This is a genomic window from Nonomuraea sp. NPDC049269 (assembly GCF_043197155.1).
Lineage (GTDB): Bacteria > Actinomycetota > Actinomycetes > Streptosporangiales > Streptosporangiaceae > Nonomuraea.
The window spans coordinates 304,888-322,365 of sequence record NZ_JBICSO010000005.1; the positions used below are offsets into that span (position 1 = coordinate 304,888).

Genomic DNA, 17,478 nt, shown 5'->3' on the forward strand with positions numbered 1-17,478 from the left:
GGTTCGCTTAGCCAATGAGGACAACGGTCTATATCCTGCATCAGTGATTCGTCGAACGGCCGCCACCGCACTGCTCGCCCTGCTCGTGATGGGGATCGGCACGAGTTGCGGCGCGGGGTCGGCCGTCAGCGACTACGGCCAGATCTTCAAGGGCGCCAAGGGCTCGACCGTCAACGTGGAGGTCGGCACGGGCCAGCGGTTCTCGCTGGCCGTCGCCGACAACCCGTCCACCGGCGACCAGTGGCGCCTCCTGGCGGTGCCGGACGCCAAGGTGGCCTCGTTCATCAGCAAGGAGTACGTGAGCGAAGGCGGCGGGCCGGGCTCGGGCGGCACCAGCTACTTCGTGTTCAACGGCAAGCAGCCGGGCACCACCGAGATCAGGCTCCAGAACTGCTGGCGCTGTCCGAGTGCCACGCCGAGCCCCACTCCGGTCGACGCCCAGAGCAAGGAGCAGTCGGGCGAGGCGATATTCTCGGTGATCGTCAAGTAGGGCAACCGCTGGGGAGAGCTGTGGATTTCTTGCGAGTACGCGCCTCCACCGACGGCGCGGAGACGATCTCGTGGTGGACCGGCGACGTCTACGGCTGGCAGCAGGACGACGGTCCCCACCACCTGTTCGGCTTCGAGGGCGTCAACGTGGCCAGGGCGGTCGAGGTCGATGGCGGCTGGCAGCTGCTGACCAGGGAGGCGGCGGCCTACCTCGACCCGAAGTCCCGCGAGATCCTCACCACCTGGGACAACCCGTTCACCGAAGAGTCCGTCGAGGTCCAGCACGTCTTCAACGACCCGGTCAACCAGCGGTTCGGCGCCTACCCCGTGCCCACCACCAGGCTCGGCGACCAGGTCGTCTACAACGCCGACATCCGGCTGGCCTACCCGTCGCCGCTCAAGGTCGCCGACTATCCCGACAACTCGGCCAGTGACACCTACCGGGCGCTGGAGCTGTTCCAGTTCTTCGCCTCGGCCAAGGAGCTCGACTCCGGCGTGCCGAGCGTGCCGAGCGTGTTCTCGTGGTGCCGGGTCTCGCCGTGGCTGCCGTGGATGGCCATGGGGCAGCGCCAGGGCGGCCTGGTGTACCACTGCCGGGGCCACAAGACGACAGAGGTGCCCGACCGGCTCCGCGCGCACGTCGGTGAGCACTTCCTGCACGCGCCCGCGGAGTGGTCGGCGCCCAACGTGACCAGCTGGACCGCTTTCGCGGCCAAGGCCGCCCAGTAGAGCCGAGAAGCCGGCCCGATAGGTAGGGTCGGTCGGTGAGCAACGACCTGTTCTGCGAGATCGTCGCGGGCGAGCGGCCCGCCCACATCGTCCACTCCGACGAGGTCGTGGTCGCCTTCCTCGACGCCCGCCCGGTCTTCAAGGGCCACGTGCTGGTCGTACCGAGGCTCCATGTCGAGACGTTCGGCGACCTCGGCGATGTCGGCCCGTTCTTCGAGCGGGTCCAGTTGGTGACCCGCGCGGTCGAGGAGGGGCTGGAGGCGGCGGGCACGTTCGTCGCGATGAACAACCGGATCAGCCAGAGCGTCGCGCATCTGCACGTCCACGTTGTGCCGCGCAACCCGAAGGACGGGCTGCGCGGTTTCTTCTGGCCACGCACCAAGTACGCCTCGGAGGAGGAGGCCGGCTCCTACGCCGAGCTGATCGCTAAAGCGCTTCCTGCGGGATGACCTGCTCGGCCTTCGGCGGCCGGGTGACGAGCGGCAGCACGATGGCCACCAGCGCCATGATCCCGATCACGGTGAACGCCGTCGTGTAGTTGTCGCCCGAGATCAGCGCGGCCGCGAGCAGCGGCCCGACGATCCCGCCGACGCTCCACGCCACGATCATCAGCCCGTAGATGGCTCCCGCGTTGCGCAGGCCGAAGAAGTCGCCCGCGGTGGCGGGCATGGTGCCGAACCCGCCGCCGTAGCAGAGGTAGACCACCGCCGACAGGACCGCGAACACCGCCACCTGCGAGGCGTGGCCGAGCAGCAGGAAGCAGACGCCCTGCAGGCCGAGCATCCCGGCGAAGGCGAACATCCGCCCGGTCCGTTCCGAGAACCAGCCCCAGAAGATCCGCCCGGCGCCGTTGAACAGCCCCATGACGCCGGTCAGCGTGGCCGCGGCGGCCGCGGTGTAACCGGCGATGGACGTGGCGGCCGAGCTGATCACCGAGATGAGCGCGATGCCCGCCGTGACGTTGAGGCAGAGGATGGCGGCCAGCAGGTACCACTGCGGTGTACGCAGCGCCTCACCCTGCGTGTACTCGCGCCCGCTGGCGGCGATCCGCCCGGCCGCGGCGACCTGGTAGCCGGCCGGCGGGTTGCGGAAGAAGAACGAGCCGATCAGCGTCATCACCAGGTACGCGACACCCAGCGTGAGGAACGCCCTGGTCGGCACCGCCGCGTTGGCCTCGACCAGCCGCTGCGCGACGGGCGAGGTCACCACGGCGCCGAAGCCGAAGCCGCCCACCGCGATCCCTGTGATCAGGCCGCGCTTGTCCGGGAACCACTTCTGCAGCATGGCGATCGGCACGATGTAGCCGAGCCCGAGGCCGAAGCCCGCGATGACGCCGTAGCCGAGGATGAGCAGCCACAACTGCGCGTGGTCGGTGGCGAAGCCGGCCAGCAGGATGCCGATCGAATAGAGCACGCCACCCGCCATGGCGACCGGCCGCGGGCCGCGTACGTCCTGGATCCGGCCGCCGATGTAGGTGCCCAGGAAGATCATGCCGATCGTCACCGAGAACGGCAGCGCGGCCTCGGCCTTGGTGAGGTCGAAGTCGCTCACCTTGGCCTGGAGCGCCTTGGAGAACACGCTCCAGGAGTAGACGGCGCCGAGCGCGAGCTGGAAGAGCACCGCGGCGCCCGCGAGTAACCAGCGATTCATACGACTCTCACCACCGCGTTGTAGTCGGGGATGCCCGCCTGCGGCGAGCGCTTGTGCCGGTCGATGAGCACCTCGCCCTCCGGCCAGTGGACCTGCAGGTTGCCCGGTGCGACGGGGGCGTGCACGACCCGGCCGGTCAGCTCGCCGGTCTCGCTCCTCAGCCGTACCGGGTCGCCGTCCTTCAGGCCGAGCCGGTCGGCGTCGAGCGGGTTCATCAGCACGGCCTCGCGGGTGGCGCCGGTGAGGGAGTCGCGCTTCTCGTACACCATGGAGTTGAACTGCTTGCCCCTGCGGGTGGTGACCACGAACGAGCCGTCGGGGCGGTTCAGCGGCGGCACCTCGACCACCGAGAAGTGCGCCCGGCCGTCGGCGGTGGGGAACTTCCAGCCCACGCAGAGCAGTGGGCCGCCGTACTGGAGGTTGTCGCCCTTGGCCTTGAGGTCTTCGATGCCGGCGTAGGAGGGGACGGAGCGGGCGATGTCCTCGCGGATCTGCGGGGTGCCGGTATAGCGCACCTGTTCTGAAATTTCGGGACGTGTGCGGGCGGCCAGTTCGGTGGTGATCTTCCACTCCGGCCACGCCTCCGGCACGCGCGGGCCGGGGATCTCGGGGGAGAAGATGATCCGCCGCTCCGTGGAGGTGGCCGTGACCCCGCCGATCATCTCGTACCGGGTCTGGGCGGGCAGCAGGAGCACCGCGGCACCGGGCTCCACCAGCATCTGGCTCGACAGGCAGATGTCGATGTGCACCCGCAGCGGGATCCGGGCCAGCGCCTGGCGGCAGGAGGCCGGGTCGGGCAGGACCTCCAGGAAGTTGCCGCCGCTGGAGATCAGCACGTCCAGGTCGGCCGCCAGCATCTCGGGCGCGGTACGGCCGGGCGACGAGGGCACCTCGAAGCCCCACAGTGCCGCGAACGTCGCGGCGTTCTCCGGGGTGACGGCCAAGCCGCCCGGCAGTGCCGTGCTGTAGGCGCCCATCTCGGCGCCGCCCTGCACGCCGCTGTGACCGCGAATCGGCATCAGCCCGGACTTCTCGCGGCCCACGAAGCCCTTGCTGAGTCCCAGATTGATGATCGACCGGACGTTGTCCTCGCCGAACTCGTGCTGGGTGATGCCCATCGACCACACCAGCACGGCGGTCTTCGCCTCGAAGAGCATCCTGGCCAGCTCGCGCATGTCGTCTTCCGACGCCCCGGAGACCGCGCTCAGCTCCTCGAACGAGCGCTTGCTGAGGGACTCGGCCAGCTCCGGGTAGCCCGCGGTGTGCGAGTCGACGAACTCGTGGTCCACCCAGTTGTTCTCGATCATCATCTTGAGCACGCCGCTCAGGAACGCGATGTCGCCGCCCACGTTCACCAGGAAGAACCGGTCGGTGATCCTGGTGCCGAAGACGGCGCTCTCGATGTTCGACGGCACCCAGTACTTGTCCATGCCGGGCTCGCGGTAGGTGTTGACCACCGCGACCTTCGTGCCCTCCTTCTTGGCGTGGTAGAGGTACTTCATCGCGACCGGCTGGTTGTTGGCCACGTTCGAGCCGATGAAGACGATCAGGTCGCTGCCGATCCAGTCCGTGTAGGAGCAGGTGGTGGCCGCCACGCCGAGCGACCCCTTCAGCGCCACGGTCGACGGCGAGTGGCAGATCCTGGCCGCGTTGTCGATCGAGTTGCCGCCCAGGGCGCGCACGGCCTTCTGCGCGGCGAAGTAGTTCTCGTTGGGTTCGCCGCGGCTGGTCATGTAGAGGCCGAACTTGTCCGGGCCGGCCTGCCGGAGCCGGTCGGCGGCCAGGTCCAGCGCCTCGTCCCAGCTGATCCGCCGGAACCCGGCGTCGCCGCTCTCGCGTAGCATCGGGTACGGCAGCCGGCCCAGGTCGCGTAACTCGGCGCTGCTCATGGCCGACAGCTTCGACACGTCGGACAGCAGCCCGCCGTCCAGCGGCGGCATCGTGTTGAGCCGCAGCAGCCGCAGGCGGATGTTGCACAGATGGACCTCGTCCATCGTCCAGTCGCGCATGCCGGTGGTGCCGAGCGCGCAGCCGTCACAGGCGCCGTCACGCAGGATCCGCCAGGCATACCGCCGTTGACCGCGGTTCTCGCGGACGGCCTTCCAGATCTCGAGGTAGTTGTTGGGCTTCTGCTCGCCGAGCCCGAACGGTTTCAGGCCGGCCCAGTTCTTCGGATCGAGGCCCATGACAGAACTCCTTGCCGTTTGTCGGAACGTAGATCCGGACTGTCAAAGCGTCAAGGTGGCCAGTAAGCTCCGGCGGCGTGGAGTACCTGGTCGGATTCGCGGTGGTGACCGTGCTCGTCGGCGTGCCCGCGATCGTGCTGTGGCGGGTCCTGCGCGGCCGGCGTGAGCTGGGCACCAGCCCGGCGGAGCGGGCCACGTTCGAGACCCTGCACACCGCGTCCCTGGCGGGGCCGCCGCTGCGCGCCGGGCTGACCGAGGAGGGCGCGCAGAAGGCGTCGCGGCACCTGCGTACGCTGCTCGGCTCGTCGGCGCTGGCGATCACCGACGGCGAGCGGCTGCTCGTCTACGACGGCGCGGGCGAGCACCACGCGAGACAGGCGTTCGAGCACGCGGGAGCGACGCTGAAGGATGGCCGCATCCAGGTGCTCGCCATCGAGTGCGAGCTGCTCGAATGCCCGATCAGGCACGCCGTGGTCGTGCCGCTCAGCACCGACGACCGGGTCGTCGGCGCGCTGGCGGCCTACGGTCCGCACGCCTCGGCGGGGCTGGTCAAGGCCGCCCAGGAGGTGGCCGGGTGGGTGGACTCCCAGCTGGAGCTGGCCGAGCTGGACCGCTCCCGCACGCTCCTGATGGAGGCGGAGGTACGGGCGCTGCGGGCGCAGATCTCGCCGCACTTCATCTACAACTCGCTGACCACGATCGCGTCGTTCGTCCGCACCGATCCGGAACGCGCCCGCGAGCTGCTGCTGGAGTTCGCCGACTTCACCCGTTACTCCTTCCGCCGGCACGGCGAGTTCACCACGCTGGCCGAGGAGCTGCGCTCGATCGACCGCTACCTGATCCTGGAGCGCGCCCGCTTCGGCGACCAGCTCCAGGTGACGCTCCGTATCGCCCCCGAGGTGCTGCCCGTGGCGGTGCCGTTCCTCTGCCTGCAGCCGCTGGTGGAGAACGCCGTCCGCCACGGCCTGGAGAGCAAGAACGGCGTCGGCCGCATCACGATCGTCGCCGAGGACGCCGGAGCCGAGTGCCGCATCGGCGTCGAGGACGACGGCCTCGGCATGGAGCCCGACAGGCTGCGCCGCATCCTCGCAGGTGAGGTGGCCCCCGCGGGCGGGGTGGGGCTGGCCAACGTGGACGAGCGGCTCCGCCAGGTGTACGGAGACGAGTACGGACTGGTCGTCGAGACGGGCCCCGGCGCGGGCACGAAGGTCAACATCAGGTTGCCGAAGTATCACCCCGGCGTCTCAGCCCGTTGACCTCGATCTTTGTTGTCTGTTTTATCACTGTCTATGGCACAACTCCGGGTCCTCGCCGTTGACGACGAGCTACCCGCTCTGGAAGACCTGTCGTACCTACTCCGCGCCGACCCCCGCATCGGGGAGGTGGCCACCGCCAGGGACGGTGCCGCGGCGCTGCGGCTGCTCGACCGTGCCATCGCCGACGGCCGGCCCATCGACGCCGTCTTCCTCGACATCCGCATGCGCGGGCTGGACGGGGTGGTGCTCGGGCGGCTGCTGTCGCAGTTCGCCAATCCGCCGCGCGTCGTGTTCGTCACCGCGTACGAGGAGCACGCGGTCGACGCCTTCGAGATCAAGGCCGAGGACTACCTCCTCAAACCGGTGCGCCCGGAACGGCTGGCCGAGGCGATCAGGCGGGTGGCCGTCTCGGCCGACATGCCGGTCGAACTCGGCGAGTCCGACACGATCCCGGTCGAGCTGGGCGGCGTGACCAGGTTCGTGTCCAGCGCCGACGTCGTGTACGTCGAGGCGCACGGCGACTACGCCCGCCTGCACACCGCCACGGGCAACCACCTGGTCCGCATCCCGCTGGCCACGCTGGAGGAGCGCTGGGCCTCGGCCGGGTTCGTCCGGGTGCACCGCAGCCACCTGGTCGCGGTCAAGCACATCGAGGAGCTGCACATCGACTCGGGCAAGTGCACGGTCCGGGTGGGCGACACCGAGATCCCGGTCAGCCGCCGCCACACCCGCGAGCTGCGCGACCTGCTCGTCCGCAGAGCCAAGAGAGGACGGCTGGAGTGAGCCCGGAACCCCGCCCCGCCCGCCGGGTGCCGCTCGCCCGCCACGACACGGCCCGCCGGGTCACCGTGACCAGCCCCAGGACCGCCGCCGCGCGCCGCCCGCGCTACCCGGCCACCCGCGAGATCGACGAGCAGACCCATGTCGGCGAGGTGTACATGCGTTCGCTGCTGCGTACCCAGTTCCGCCTCGCCCTGTTCGTCTGCACCGTGCTGGGGTGCGTGGTGGGTGGCCTGCCGCTGCTGTTCCTGGCCATTCCGGAGCTGCGCGAGGTGGACCTGCTGGGCATCCCGCTCCCGTGGGCGGTGCTCGCCGGCCTCATCTATCCGGCCTTCGTCGTGGGCGCCTGGCTCTACGTACGCCAGGCCGAACGCAACGAGCGCCACTTCGCCGACCTGGTCGAACGCCCATGAGTCTGATCGCGGTCGTCGTCGTGGTGGTGGCGGCCGTGCTCATCGGGGCGTTCGGCATCCGGTTCTCCCGGACGACCTCCGATTTCTACGTCGCCTCCCGCTCGGTCACCCCGCTGTGGAACGCCTCGGCGATCGGCGGCGAGTACCTGTCGGCGGCGTCGTTCCTCGGGGTGGCGGGGCTGATCCTGTCGTACGGCGCCGACATGCTGTGGCTGCCCGTCGGCTGGACCGGTGGCTACCTCGTGCTGCTCGTGCTGGTGTCCGCGCCGCTGCGCCGGTCGGGGGCGTACACGCTGCCCGACTTCGCCGAGGCCCGGCTGGAGTCGATGACCGTACGCCGGACGGCCAGTGTGCTGGTGGTGCTCATCGGCTGGCTCTACCTGATGCCGCAGTTCCAGAGCGCGGGCCTGGTGCTGCGGACGGTCACCGGGGCGCCGGTGTGGGTGGGCGGGCTGCTGGTGGCGGTCGTGGTCGCGGTCAACGTGCTGTCGGGCGGCATGCGGTCGATCACGTTCGTGCAGGCGTTCCAGTACTGGCTCAAGCTGACCGCGCTGGCCGTGCCGCTGGTGTTCCTGGTCATGGCCTGGCACGCCGACGGGCGGCCCGCGGTGAGCGCGGCCGACGCGGTCACCTGGCAGGTGCCGCTCGCCGGCGGCAAGGAGTACGGCCTGTACTCGACGTACTCGCTGATCCTGGCCACGTTCCTGGGCACGATGGGCCTGCCGCACGTACTCGTCCGCTTCTACACCAACCCGGACGGCCGGGCCGCCCGCCGCACCACGCTCGTGGTGCTGACGCTGCTCGGCGCGTTCTACCTGCTGCCCGCGCTGTACGGCTGGCTGGGCCGGATGTACGCGCCCGACCTGGTGCGGACCGACGCGGTCGTGCTGACCCTGCCGGGACGGATGATCGGCGGCACCCTGGGCGACCTGCTGACCGCGCTGGTCACGGCGGGGGCGTTCGCGGCGTTCCTGTCCACCTCGTCGGGGCTGACCGTGTCGGTGGCCGGAGTGATCGCCCAGGACCTGCTGAAGGGCGGCGTCCGCTCGTTCCGGGCCGCGACGCTGATGGCGGTCGCGGTGCCGCTGGGCCTGGCGCTGTGGGCGCGGGCCCTGCCGGTGGCGGACGTGGTGGGGCTGGCGTTCGCGGTGGCGGCCTCGTCGTTCTGCCCGCTGCTCGTGCTCGGCATCTGGTGGCGCCGGCTCAGCACCACGGGCGCGCTGGCCGGGCTGTTCGTGGGCGGCGGCCTGGCCAGCGCGGCGGTGCTGGCCACGATCACCGGCGGCCCGTACGACGGGATCGCCGGCGCGCTGCTGGCCCAGCCGGCCGCCTGGACGGTGCCGATCGCGTTCGCGGTGATGGTGTCGGTGTCGTTCCTGACGCCGCATCGGGTCCCGGCGGGTGTGGCGCGGACCATGGTCCGGCTGCACACACCCGAGAACCTCGACCTGGACCGCGGCGACTGGCGGCCCCGTTCGTCCTAAGGGGGCAGTTCGCCGGACCCCCGGGCGACCAGTTCGACCGGGACCTCGACCCGCCGCGGGGTGTCCGAGCGGTCCAGGAGCAGGTCCACCGCGCTGCGCCCCAGCCGCGTCACGTCGTAGCGCACCACCGTCACCCCCGGGTTGAACACGTCCGCCAGGGCGAAGTCGTCGAACCCCACGTACGCCGGGCGTTCGGGCCGCTCGCGCAGCGCCTGGAGGATGCCGATCGCGGCCCGGTTGTTGGTGGCGAAGAACGCCGTCGGCGGGTCGGCCAGCTCCAGCAGCCGCGTCACCTCCTGCCCGGCCCGCCACGGATCGAACACCCCCCGCACCACCAGCGACTCGTCCACCGGCACCCCCGCCTCCCGCAGCGCCGCGCGGTAGCCCGAGGCACGGTCGTGGACCGAACTGAACGCCTCGTCGTCGGAGATCAGCCCGATGCGCCGGTGCCCGCGCGCCAGCAGGTGCTCTGTCGCGATCCGCCCGCCCCTGACGTCGTCCAGCAGCACCACGTCCGCCTGCTCCAGGCCGTGCGGCACCCGGTCCACGAACACCGTGGTGAGGCCGCCGTGCTCGCCGAGCCAGCCGTGGTCGGCGGCCGACGGCACGATGATCAGCGAGTCGACCCCCCGGGCGTACATGGACTCCACGAGCATCCGCTCCCGCTCCGGCCGCTCCTCGTACGAGCCGAAGACCACGAGCGCCTCGTGCTCGGCCGCCGCCGCCTCCACCGCCTTGGCGAGGCGGGAGTAGAACTCGTTGGAGATGTTCTCCATGATCAGGCCGAGCGTCAGCATGGTGGCGCGGCGGGCCAGGCGGCTGGCCGCCTCGTTGCGGCGGAAGCCGAGCGCGCTGATCGCCGCCTGCACCCGCTGCTGCACCGGGGCGCTCACATGCGGCTCCTGATTGACCACTCGCGAGACGGTCTTCAGGCTCACCCCCGCATGCCGAGCCACGTCAGCCATGGTCGGTTTGGCTGTCATATGGTGCCCCCATGGATGATGAATGGATCTGTGGCCGGCTGGGCGAGGACGAACCGTGGATGCTGGGCGCGGTCAACCCGCCGGTGTTCGAGAACTCCCTGTTCACCTTCGAGACGGCCGGTGAGCTGGGCGAGGCCATCAAGAACGAGGACGAGCGCTACGTCTACTGGCGGGGCACCAACCCGACAGTCGATCTGGCGCAGCGCAAGCTCGCCGCGCTGGAGCGGGGGGAGCGGGCCAAGTGCTTCGCCTCCGGCATGGGCGCGATCGCCGCGACCATCTCCTCGCTGGTCAAGGCCGGTGACCACGTGCTGGTGCTGGGCGCGGTCTATGGACCGACCACGCAGTTCCTGCGTTACCTGGAGAAGTTCGGCGTCACGCATACGCACGTCGACGATCTCGAAGGCTGTGACAGCGCTATCAGGGCGAGCACCCGCCTACTCTACTTCGAGTCTCCCTCCTACATGGCCTACGCGGTCGTGGACATCGCCGAAGTGACCGCGTGGGCGCGGGAGCGCGGGCTGGTGAGCGTGATGGACAACACCTGGTCCACGCCGATCTTCCAGAAGCCGCTGACGCTCGGCGTGGACCTGGTCGTGCACTCGCTGTCGAAGTACATCGGCGGCCACAGCGACCTGGTCGGCGGCGTGGTGGTCGGGCCGTCGCGGCTCATCAGGCCGCTGGCGCTGACCGAGTACCAGCTCTACGGGGCGGCCATGTCGCCGCACGACGCGGCCAAGGTGATCAAGGGGCTGCGTACGCTGCCGGTGCGGATGGCGGCGCACCAGGAGCGGGGGCTGGCGGTGGCCGGGTTCCTGGCGGAGCATCCGGCGGTGCGGACGGTCAACTATCCGGGGCTGCCCTCGCATCCCGGCCATGCGCTGGCACTGCGCCAGATGTCCGGCTTCTCCAGCCTGTTCAGCCTGGAACTGGCCACCGACTCCCGGCCAGCGGTCGCAGCATTCATCGATTTGTTGCGATATTTCAGGATCGGGGTGTCTTGGGGAGGGTTTGAGAGTCTGGTCAACGCGCCCGCGCTCTCGACCGAGGAGAGCGTACGCGCGACCATGGGCATCCCGATCGGGCTGGTCCGCCTGTCAGTCGGGCTGGAGCCCGCCGACACGTTGATCAAGGACCTCGGTCTAGCGCTGGAGGGTGTCGGTCCCCTAGCGTGATTGACAGCGCTGTCGTACCTCTCTGGAGGCTCAGATGAGAACCCCCCTGCTTGCGGCCTGCACCGCCGCGACCCTGATGCTCGCGGGCTGCGGCTCCGGGTCGTCCTCGGGAGAGGTACGGCTGCGCATGATCGAAAGCCTGACCAGTCCCGAGCGGACGAAGCTGATCAAGACCTTGATCGCGGACTTCGAGAAGGCGAACCCGAAGATCAAGGTGGAGCTGATCTCGCCGCCGCTCGACAGCGCCGACCAGAAGATCACCCAGATCCTGCAGACGAAGAAGGGTCTGGACGTGCTGGAGGTCCGTGACCACACGGTCAAGTCCTTCTCCAACAACGGCTGGCTGGCCGAACTGCCGACCACGGACTGGGCCGGCTGGTCGGACCTGACGGAGCTGGCCCAGAAGAAGGCGGTCGAGGTCGGCGGCAAGCCGTACCTCATCCCGTACGGCTTCTACGAGCGCACGCTGTTCTACCGGACCGACTGGGGCATGACCCAGCCGCCCACGACCTGGCAGGAGCTCTACGAGGCCGGCAAGAAGATGACCTCGGGCGACAGGTTCGGCTACTCCTTCCGGGGCGGCAAGGGCGGCGCCGACTACGTGGTCCAGATGATCAGCGCCTACAACGGCGAGGCCCTGAACCCCGAGAAGTCCTTCTTCCTCAAGGACAAGCGGACGATCTTCTCGACCCCCGAGGCCGTCCAGGCCGCGGACCTGTTCGTGAAGATCTTCAAGGAGACCTCGCCGCCCGACTCGGTGTCGTGGGGCTACCCGGAGATGGTCCAGGGCTTCACCTCGGGCGTCACCGGCATGCTCATCCAGGACCCCGAGGTGATCAAGACCGTCGAGGAGAGCGCGGTCAAGGCCTGGTCCACGGCCCCGATTCCCAAGGGCCCGTCGGGGTACGCCTTCCAGCCCGTCGGCTACGCGGGCTGGGGCGTGACGTCCTTCAGCGAGCACCCGAAGGAAGCGGTCAAGCTGGTGCAGTTCCTCTCGGAGGCCAAGCAGAGCATCGCCTTCGCCAAGGGCAACTCGCTCATCCCGATCTCCAAGCAGGCGCAGAGCGACCCGCAGTTCTCCCAGGGCGCCTGGAAGGCCTACCTCCAGGCGCAGCAGGACCCCAAGCAGGTGATCACGATCCGGCCGGTCGACTACCCGGGCTGGAGCCAGTTCCTGGTCGACTCCGACCGTGACGTGCAGGCGCTGCTCACCGGCAAGAAGACCACGGCCGAGGTGCTCAAGTCGTGGGACGCGTTCTGGACGGACCAGGCGAAGAAGGTCTCGTGAGCGTGGGATCGGCCAGACCCGCGTTCTCCGCCCGCAAGGCCAGGTTCATCGCGCTGTGCCTGCTGCCCGGCGTGGTCTTCGTGGCACTCTTCACGTACTACCCGGTGATCCGCGGCGCGGTGATCGCCTTCCAGCGCTACAACCTGTTCGACCTGACCTCGACGCCGTTCGTCGGCCTGGAGAACTTCCGGGCCGTGCTGGCCGAGGACCGGTTCTGGACGGCGCTCCGCAACACCGGCACGTGGGTGGTCGTGTCGCTGTTCTTCCAATTCGTCCTCGGCTTCGGGTTAGCGCTGTTGCTGCGGCGGCACTTCCGCGGCCGGGGGCTCTACCAGGCGTGGGTGTTCTTCCCCTGGGCGATGTCCGGCTTCCTCATCGGGCTGCTGTGGCGGTGGATGTTCAACGGGCAGTTCGGTGTGATCAACGACCTGCTGCTCAAGACCGGGATCATCGAGCACCGCATCGGCTTCCTCGCCTCGCCCGGCTGGGCGATGACCTCGGTGATCGTCGCCAACGTCTGGTACGGCGTGACGTTCTTCGCCATCATGATCATGGCGGCCCTGCAGTCGGTGCCCCGTGAGCTCTACGAGGCGGCGGACGTGGACGGGGCGTCACGGCTGCGGCAGTTCTGGCACGTGACGCTGCCGCACATCCGGCCGACGCTGGCGCTGATCGTGCTGCTGCGGATCATCTGGATCCTGAACTTCCCCGACCTGATCTACTCCATGACCGGCGGCGGGCCCGCGGGGAGCACCGACATCATCACCACGTTCCTCATCCAGCAGGTGATCGGCGGCGACTACGGCCGAGGAGGCGCGGTCGGCATGCTCATCCTCGGCCTGCTGCTCGCCTTCACCGTCTTCTACCTCAACGCCACCCGATTCGAGAAGGCCCGATGAGACGCCTGGCCAAAGCGATCGTGCTCGGTGTCTGGCTGCTGATCACGCTCTTCCCCCTCTACTGGATCGTCATCACCTCGCTCAAGCCCAAGGCCGAGATCTTCTCGTTGCCGATCAGGTACTGGCCGGGCACGGTGACGTTCGAGCACTACACGGAGCTGTTCTCCTTCGCCGACTTCGGCGTGTACCTGCTCAACAGCCTGCTCGTCTCGCTGGTGGCCGCCGGGGCGGTGACCATGATCGGCGTGCTCGGCGGCTACACGCTGGCCCGCTTCACCTTTCCCGGGCGCGGAGCGCTCATGCTGGCGTTCCTGGTCACCCAGATGCTCCCGCTGTTCATCGCGCTCGGCCCGCTCTATCTGCTGATGTCCGACCTCGACCTGCTCAACCGGCTCGCCGGGCTCATGCTCGTGTACGTCGCCATGCTGGTGCCGTTCGCCACGATCATCATGCGCGGCTTCTACGAGCGCATCCCCGTGGCGCTCGAGGAAGCCGCGCAGGTCGACGGAGCCTCCCGGCTGGTCGCCATGGTCCGGGTGGTGATCCCGGTCATGCTGCCGGGCATCGCCGCGACGTTCATCTTCGCGTTCGTGCAGTGCTGGAACGAGCTGTTCCTGGCGATCACGTTCATCGACAGCGAGGACGCCAAGACGATCCCGGTCGCCATGAACTCCTTCATCACCCAGTACGACATCGACTGGGGCTCGATGGCCGCCGCCACCGTGGTCTCGGTGCTGCCGACGCTCGTCCTGTTCGCCGCGATCCGCCGCTACATCGTCGAAGGGCTCACCGCGGGCGCCGTCAAGGGGTGACCTGCGGTTTCAGGCCGTGAGCGCGGCCATGAGCTCGTCGCGGCCGCTCGCGCCGGTCTTGCGGAAGACCGCCTTCAGGTGGTCGTTGACCGTGTGCACCGACAGGTCCAGGCGGCGGGCGATCTGCTTGGGGGCCGCGCCGTCGTGCAGGAGCTCGACGACACTGCGTTCGCGGGGCGTGATGCCGTACCACTCGCAGAACGACGGGAGCAGCAGCGGGCCGGTCGCCGCCTGGATGACGATGGCCACGTCGCCGTCGCCGTCGGGGGAGAGAGGCTGGCCCTCGATCACTGTCCAGCGGCCGAAGATGGCCGCCGGCGCGCAGATCCGTGGCCGCCAGGAATCCGGATCGCGGGCGTATGTCCGCGTGTCGAGTGACAGGCATTCCATCGACGTGTCGGCCAGCCAGTCGGGCAGGTCGCACCGGCCGGGCGTCCACATCTGCGCCAGCCACGCGCGCGCCTGCGGCGTGACCGCGCGGACTGCGTGGTCGGCGCCTATCACGATCAGGCCCGCGGGCAGCGCCGGGAACGACGGGGTCAGCGGCGCGACGGTCACATAGCGACGCAGCGCGGCCAGCAGCGCCGGGGCCAGCCGTACCGCTCTGTCCGCGTCCTCGGCGCCGAACGGCCGCCCGCCCTCCGAGCGGATCAGCCCGAGCAACCCCCACACACCGTGGGAGTCGCGCAGCAGCAGCCGGAGTTCGCAGCCCGCACCGTGCGCCAGCAGCACCTCCCGCGTCAGCCGGTCGCCGTGCAGGTCGCACGGCCCCTCGCCGTGCTGCTTGCAGCGGCTGCCGCCGCTGCCCGCGCCCACCAGGCCCACCGGCACGGGCAGCCGGGCCAGCGCGGCCGGGCGGCACGGATCGCCGTCGAGGTAGCGGCTCATCGCGAGCGCGCGGATGAGCGCCGGCTCGTAGCGGTGCCAGAAGCTGAAGGACCCGAGCCCCAGACCGGTCGCCGGGCTGGTGCCGACCAGTCGCAGCGCGTCATGACTCACCCACCGCGAGACGGCGCGCGAGATCGCCTCGCCCAGCTCGTCGGGGCTCGCACCCTGCCCCATCGCCGCGTAGAGCTCGCGGGCCAGCCGATCCTGCGATGGAATCACGCGGATCAGATCAGCATGCTGTTAGGTCTCACGACAATCGCCGCTCAGGGTAGTCATTTGAGTACGCAGAGTAAGGTCAGAATCTCCCGGTTCAGTGCGGGCCGGAACTGTCCCGAACCGTTCATCGCGTGGAAAGGACCTTTCATCGCATCCCCGCCCCAACTAGGCGCTGAGCTGCGGCGGCTCGTCGAACCACATGTCCCCGGGCCTCCACGCAGGGTAGGTTGCGCTCCTATCTTGTGCGTGATCCGCATCACAGTGGAGGGCTCGTGACGACTAAAGAACATGACGCATCCGTCTATGAAGACATCCAATCAAGCGCTGAGTTCCAGGACCTGAAGCGGCGCTTCCGGCGGTGGACGTTCCCGATGACCGCGGCCTTCCTGGGGTGGTACCTGCTCTACGTGGTGCTGTCCGGGTGGGCGCGTGACTTCATGGGGATCAAGCTGTTCGGCAACATCAACGTGGCGCTGGTCTTCGGCCTGCTGCAGTTCGTGTCGACGTTCGCGATCGCGTGGGCCTACTCCAGGCACGCCGAGAAGCGCTTCGACCCGATCGCCGACAAGCTCCGCCACGAGGTCGAGGAGAAGATCAAGTGAAGTCGGAGACCCTGGCCACCATCCTGTTCCTGTCCTTCGTCGCGCTGACGCTGGGCATCACGTTCTGGGCCAGCAGGCAGACCAAGACGGCCGCCGACTACTACGCGGGCGGCCGGTCGTTCAGCGGCGTGCAGAACGGCCTGGCGATCGGCGGCGACTACATGTCGGCCGCGTCCTTCCTCGGCATCGCCGGCATCATCGCCCTGTCCGGCTACGACGGGTTCCTCTACTCCATCGGCTTCCTGGTGGCGTGGCTGGTCGCGCTGCTGCTGGTCGCCGAGCTGATGCGTAACTCCGGCAAGTTCACCATGGCCGACGTGCTGGCCTTCCGGATGAGCCCGCGCCCGGTCAGGACCGCCGCGGGCGTGTCCACGATCACGGTCAGCATCTTCTACCTGCTGGCGCAGATGGTGGGCGCGGGCGCGCTGGTCGGCCTGCTGCTCGGCATCACCAGCCCCTCGGGCAAGGCATGGACGATCGTCGGGGTGGGCGCCCTGATGATCGTGTACGTGGTGTTCGGCGGCATGAAGGGCACCACCTGGGTGCAGATCGTCAAGGCCGTGCTGCTGATGACCGGCGCCGCCCTGATCACGATCCTGGTCCTGGCGCACTACGGCTTCAACCTGTCGTCCCTGCTGGGCGACGCGGCGACGCAGAGCGGCAAGAACGGCAGCTTCCTCATCCCCGGCCTCAAGTACGGCACGGCGGCGCAGGGCCTGGCCGGCAAGATCGACCTGATCAGCCTCGGCCTCGCCCTGGTCCTCGGCACGGCGGGCCTGCCGCATATCCTGATCCGCTTCTACACGGTCCCGACCGCCAAGGACGCCCGCAAGTCGGTGCTCTGGGGCATCGGCATCATCGGTGTGTTCTACCTGCTCACCCTGGTCCTCGGCTTCGGCGCGGCGGCCCTTGTCGGCAGCAAGGCGATCGCCACCTCGGACAAGGCGGGCAACACGGCCGCCCCGCTGCTGGCCAAGGCCATCGGTGAGACGTTCCTCGGCTCGGCGGGCGGCACGATCCTGCTGGCGCTGATCGGCGCGGTGGCCTTCGCCACGATCCTGGCCGTGGTGGCCGGGCTCACGCTGGCCTCTTCCTCCAGCTTCGCGCACGACCTGTACGCGCACGTCTTCCGGCGCGGCAACGCCACCGAGCGCGAAGAGGTGCTGGTGGCCCGCATCTCGGCGTTCGTCATCGGCGCGGTCGCGATCGGCCTCGGCATCCTGGCCCAGGGGCAGAACGTCGCGTTCCTGGTGGCACTGGCGTTCGCGGTGGCCGCCTCGGGCAACCTGCCGGCGATCCTCTACAGCCTGTTCTGGAAGAGGTTCAACACGGCGGGAGCGGTCAGCGCCATCTACGGTGGCCTGGTCTCCGCGCTCGTGCTGGTCATCTTCTCGCCGGTGGTGTCCGGGTCGGAGACGGCCCTGATCAAGGATGCCGCCTTCAACTGGTTCCCGCTGAGCAACCCGGGCATCATCTCGATCCCGCTGGGCTTCCTGTTCGGCTACCTCGGCACGATCATGAGCAAGGAGTACAACGCGGCCAAGTACGCCGAGATCGAGGTCCGTTCCCTGACCGGTGTCGGCGCCGAGCAGGCGACCAAGCACTGACGCTCGCTGTTGGAGGGCCCG

General features: G+C 69.1%; 17 protein-coding genes. 13 read left to right on the plus strand and 4 right to left on the minus strand.

The genetic code is table 11. The features are described 5' to 3' along the window. Positions 1-43: 43 nt before the first annotated feature. From ACGFNP_RS28935 to ACGFNP_RS28945, 3 genes are read left to right on the plus strand one after another with little or no spacing between them, the layout of a single operon-like run. Entirely contained in the window at positions 44-490 is a 447-nt protein-coding gene (locus ACGFNP_RS28935) for a protease inhibitor I42 family protein (RefSeq protein WP_358312670.1), read from the plus strand. 20 nt (positions 491-510) lie between these two features. Then, positions 511-1,218 carry a DUF1838 family protein gene (locus ACGFNP_RS28940; protein WP_358312667.1) on the plus strand — a complete coding sequence of 236 codons (708 nt, stop codon included), beginning with the start codon at positions 511-513 and terminating at the stop codon, positions 1,216-1,218. Between the two features lie 35 nt (positions 1,219-1,253). Continuing rightward, positions 1,254-1,667: an HIT family protein gene (locus ACGFNP_RS28945; protein ID WP_358312664.1), complete on the plus strand. Its 414-nt coding sequence runs from the start codon at positions 1,254-1,256 to the stop codon at positions 1,665-1,667. On the opposite strand, the gene ACGFNP_RS28950 is transcribed toward ACGFNP_RS28945, so the two are convergent. After that, complete coding sequence (locus ACGFNP_RS28950) at positions 1,645-2,868, minus strand: OFA family MFS transporter (protein ID WP_393324270.1); 1,224 nt, start codon at positions 2,866-2,868, stop codon at positions 1,645-1,647. The two genes, ACGFNP_RS28945 and ACGFNP_RS28950, sit on opposite strands and share 23 nt — an antisense overlap. Then, positions 2,865-5,054 carry an FdhF/YdeP family oxidoreductase gene (locus ACGFNP_RS28955; RefSeq protein WP_393324273.1) on the minus strand — a complete coding sequence of 730 codons (2,190 nt, stop codon included), beginning with the start codon at positions 5,052-5,054 and terminating at the stop codon, positions 2,865-2,867. The genes ACGFNP_RS28950 and ACGFNP_RS28955 overlap by 4 nt, the downstream gene beginning before the upstream one ends. 77 nt (positions 5,055-5,131) lie before the next feature. Between ACGFNP_RS28955 and ACGFNP_RS28960 the strand changes: the two genes are divergently transcribed. Genes ACGFNP_RS28960 through ACGFNP_RS28975 form a run of 4 tightly spaced genes read left to right on the plus strand, consistent with a single transcriptional unit; the run spans position 5,132 to position 8,987 of the window. After that, positions 5,132-6,310, plus strand: coding sequence for a sensor histidine kinase (locus ACGFNP_RS28960; protein WP_393324276.1), 1,179 nt, complete (start codon positions 5,132-5,134; stop codon positions 6,308-6,310). A gap of 33 nt (positions 6,311-6,343) precedes the next feature. Then, positions 6,344-7,093: a LytTR family DNA-binding domain-containing protein gene (locus ACGFNP_RS28965; RefSeq protein ID WP_358312652.1), complete on the plus strand. Its 750-nt coding sequence runs from the start codon at positions 6,344-6,346 to the stop codon at positions 7,091-7,093. Then, positions 7,090-7,503, plus strand: a complete 414-nt coding sequence (locus ACGFNP_RS28970) for a hypothetical protein (RefSeq protein ID WP_358312649.1) — start codon at positions 7,090-7,092, stop codon at positions 7,501-7,503. Before ACGFNP_RS28965 ends, ACGFNP_RS28970 begins: the two co-directional genes overlap by 4 nt. After that, on the plus strand, positions 7,500-8,987 hold the full coding sequence (locus tag ACGFNP_RS28975) for a cation acetate symporter (RefSeq protein ID WP_393324280.1): 1,488 nt from the start codon (positions 7,500-7,502) through the stop codon (positions 8,985-8,987). The genes ACGFNP_RS28970 and ACGFNP_RS28975 overlap by 4 nt, the downstream gene beginning before the upstream one ends. On the opposite strand, the gene ACGFNP_RS28980 is transcribed toward ACGFNP_RS28975, so the two are convergent. After that, positions 8,984-9,970, minus strand: coding sequence for a LacI family DNA-binding transcriptional regulator (locus tag ACGFNP_RS28980; RefSeq protein WP_393324283.1), 987 nt, complete (start codon positions 9,968-9,970; stop codon positions 8,984-8,986). The genes ACGFNP_RS28975 and ACGFNP_RS28980 overlap by 4 nt on opposite strands. Before the next feature lie 11 nt (positions 9,971-9,981). On the opposite strand from ACGFNP_RS28980, the gene ACGFNP_RS28985 reads away from it, so the two are divergent. The 4 genes from ACGFNP_RS28985 to ACGFNP_RS29000 are packed head-to-tail and all read left to right on the plus strand — an operon-like array spanning position 9,982 to position 14,144. After that, positions 9,982-11,145 carry a PLP-dependent aspartate aminotransferase family protein gene (locus tag ACGFNP_RS28985; protein ID WP_358312640.1) on the plus strand — a complete coding sequence of 388 codons (1,164 nt, stop codon included), beginning with the start codon at positions 9,982-9,984 and terminating at the stop codon, positions 11,143-11,145. A 34-nt stretch (positions 11,146-11,179) separates the two neighbouring features. After that, positions 11,180-12,433, plus strand: coding sequence for an ABC transporter substrate-binding protein (locus ACGFNP_RS28990; protein WP_393324286.1), 1,254 nt, complete (start codon positions 11,180-11,182; stop codon positions 12,431-12,433). Continuing rightward, entirely contained in the window at positions 12,430-13,332 is a 903-nt protein-coding gene (locus ACGFNP_RS28995; protein ID WP_358312634.1) for a sugar ABC transporter permease, read from the plus strand. Before ACGFNP_RS28990 ends, ACGFNP_RS28995 begins: the two co-directional genes overlap by 4 nt. Then, complete coding sequence (locus ACGFNP_RS29000) at positions 13,329-14,144, plus strand: carbohydrate ABC transporter permease (RefSeq protein WP_358312631.1); 816 nt, start codon at positions 13,329-13,331, stop codon at positions 14,142-14,144. The genes ACGFNP_RS28995 and ACGFNP_RS29000 overlap by 4 nt, the downstream gene beginning before the upstream one ends. Before the next feature lie 9 nt (positions 14,145-14,153). On the opposite strand, the gene ACGFNP_RS29005 is transcribed toward ACGFNP_RS29000, so the two are convergent. Next, on the minus strand, positions 14,154-15,251 hold the full coding sequence (locus ACGFNP_RS29005; protein WP_358312628.1) for a helix-turn-helix transcriptional regulator: 1,098 nt from the start codon (positions 15,249-15,251) through the stop codon (positions 14,154-14,156). Between the two features lie 269 nt (positions 15,252-15,520). On the opposite strand from ACGFNP_RS29005, the gene ACGFNP_RS29010 reads away from it, so the two are divergent. Continuing rightward, positions 15,521-15,850 carry a DUF485 domain-containing protein gene (locus ACGFNP_RS29010; RefSeq protein ID WP_358312625.1) on the plus strand — a complete coding sequence of 110 codons (330 nt, stop codon included), beginning with the start codon at positions 15,521-15,523 and terminating at the stop codon, positions 15,848-15,850. Continuing rightward, positions 15,847-17,457, plus strand: coding sequence for a cation acetate symporter (locus ACGFNP_RS29015; protein WP_393324292.1), 1,611 nt, complete (start codon positions 15,847-15,849; stop codon positions 17,455-17,457). Before ACGFNP_RS29010 ends, ACGFNP_RS29015 begins: the two co-directional genes overlap by 4 nt. The last annotated feature ends 21 nt before the right edge of the window (positions 17,458-17,478 follow it).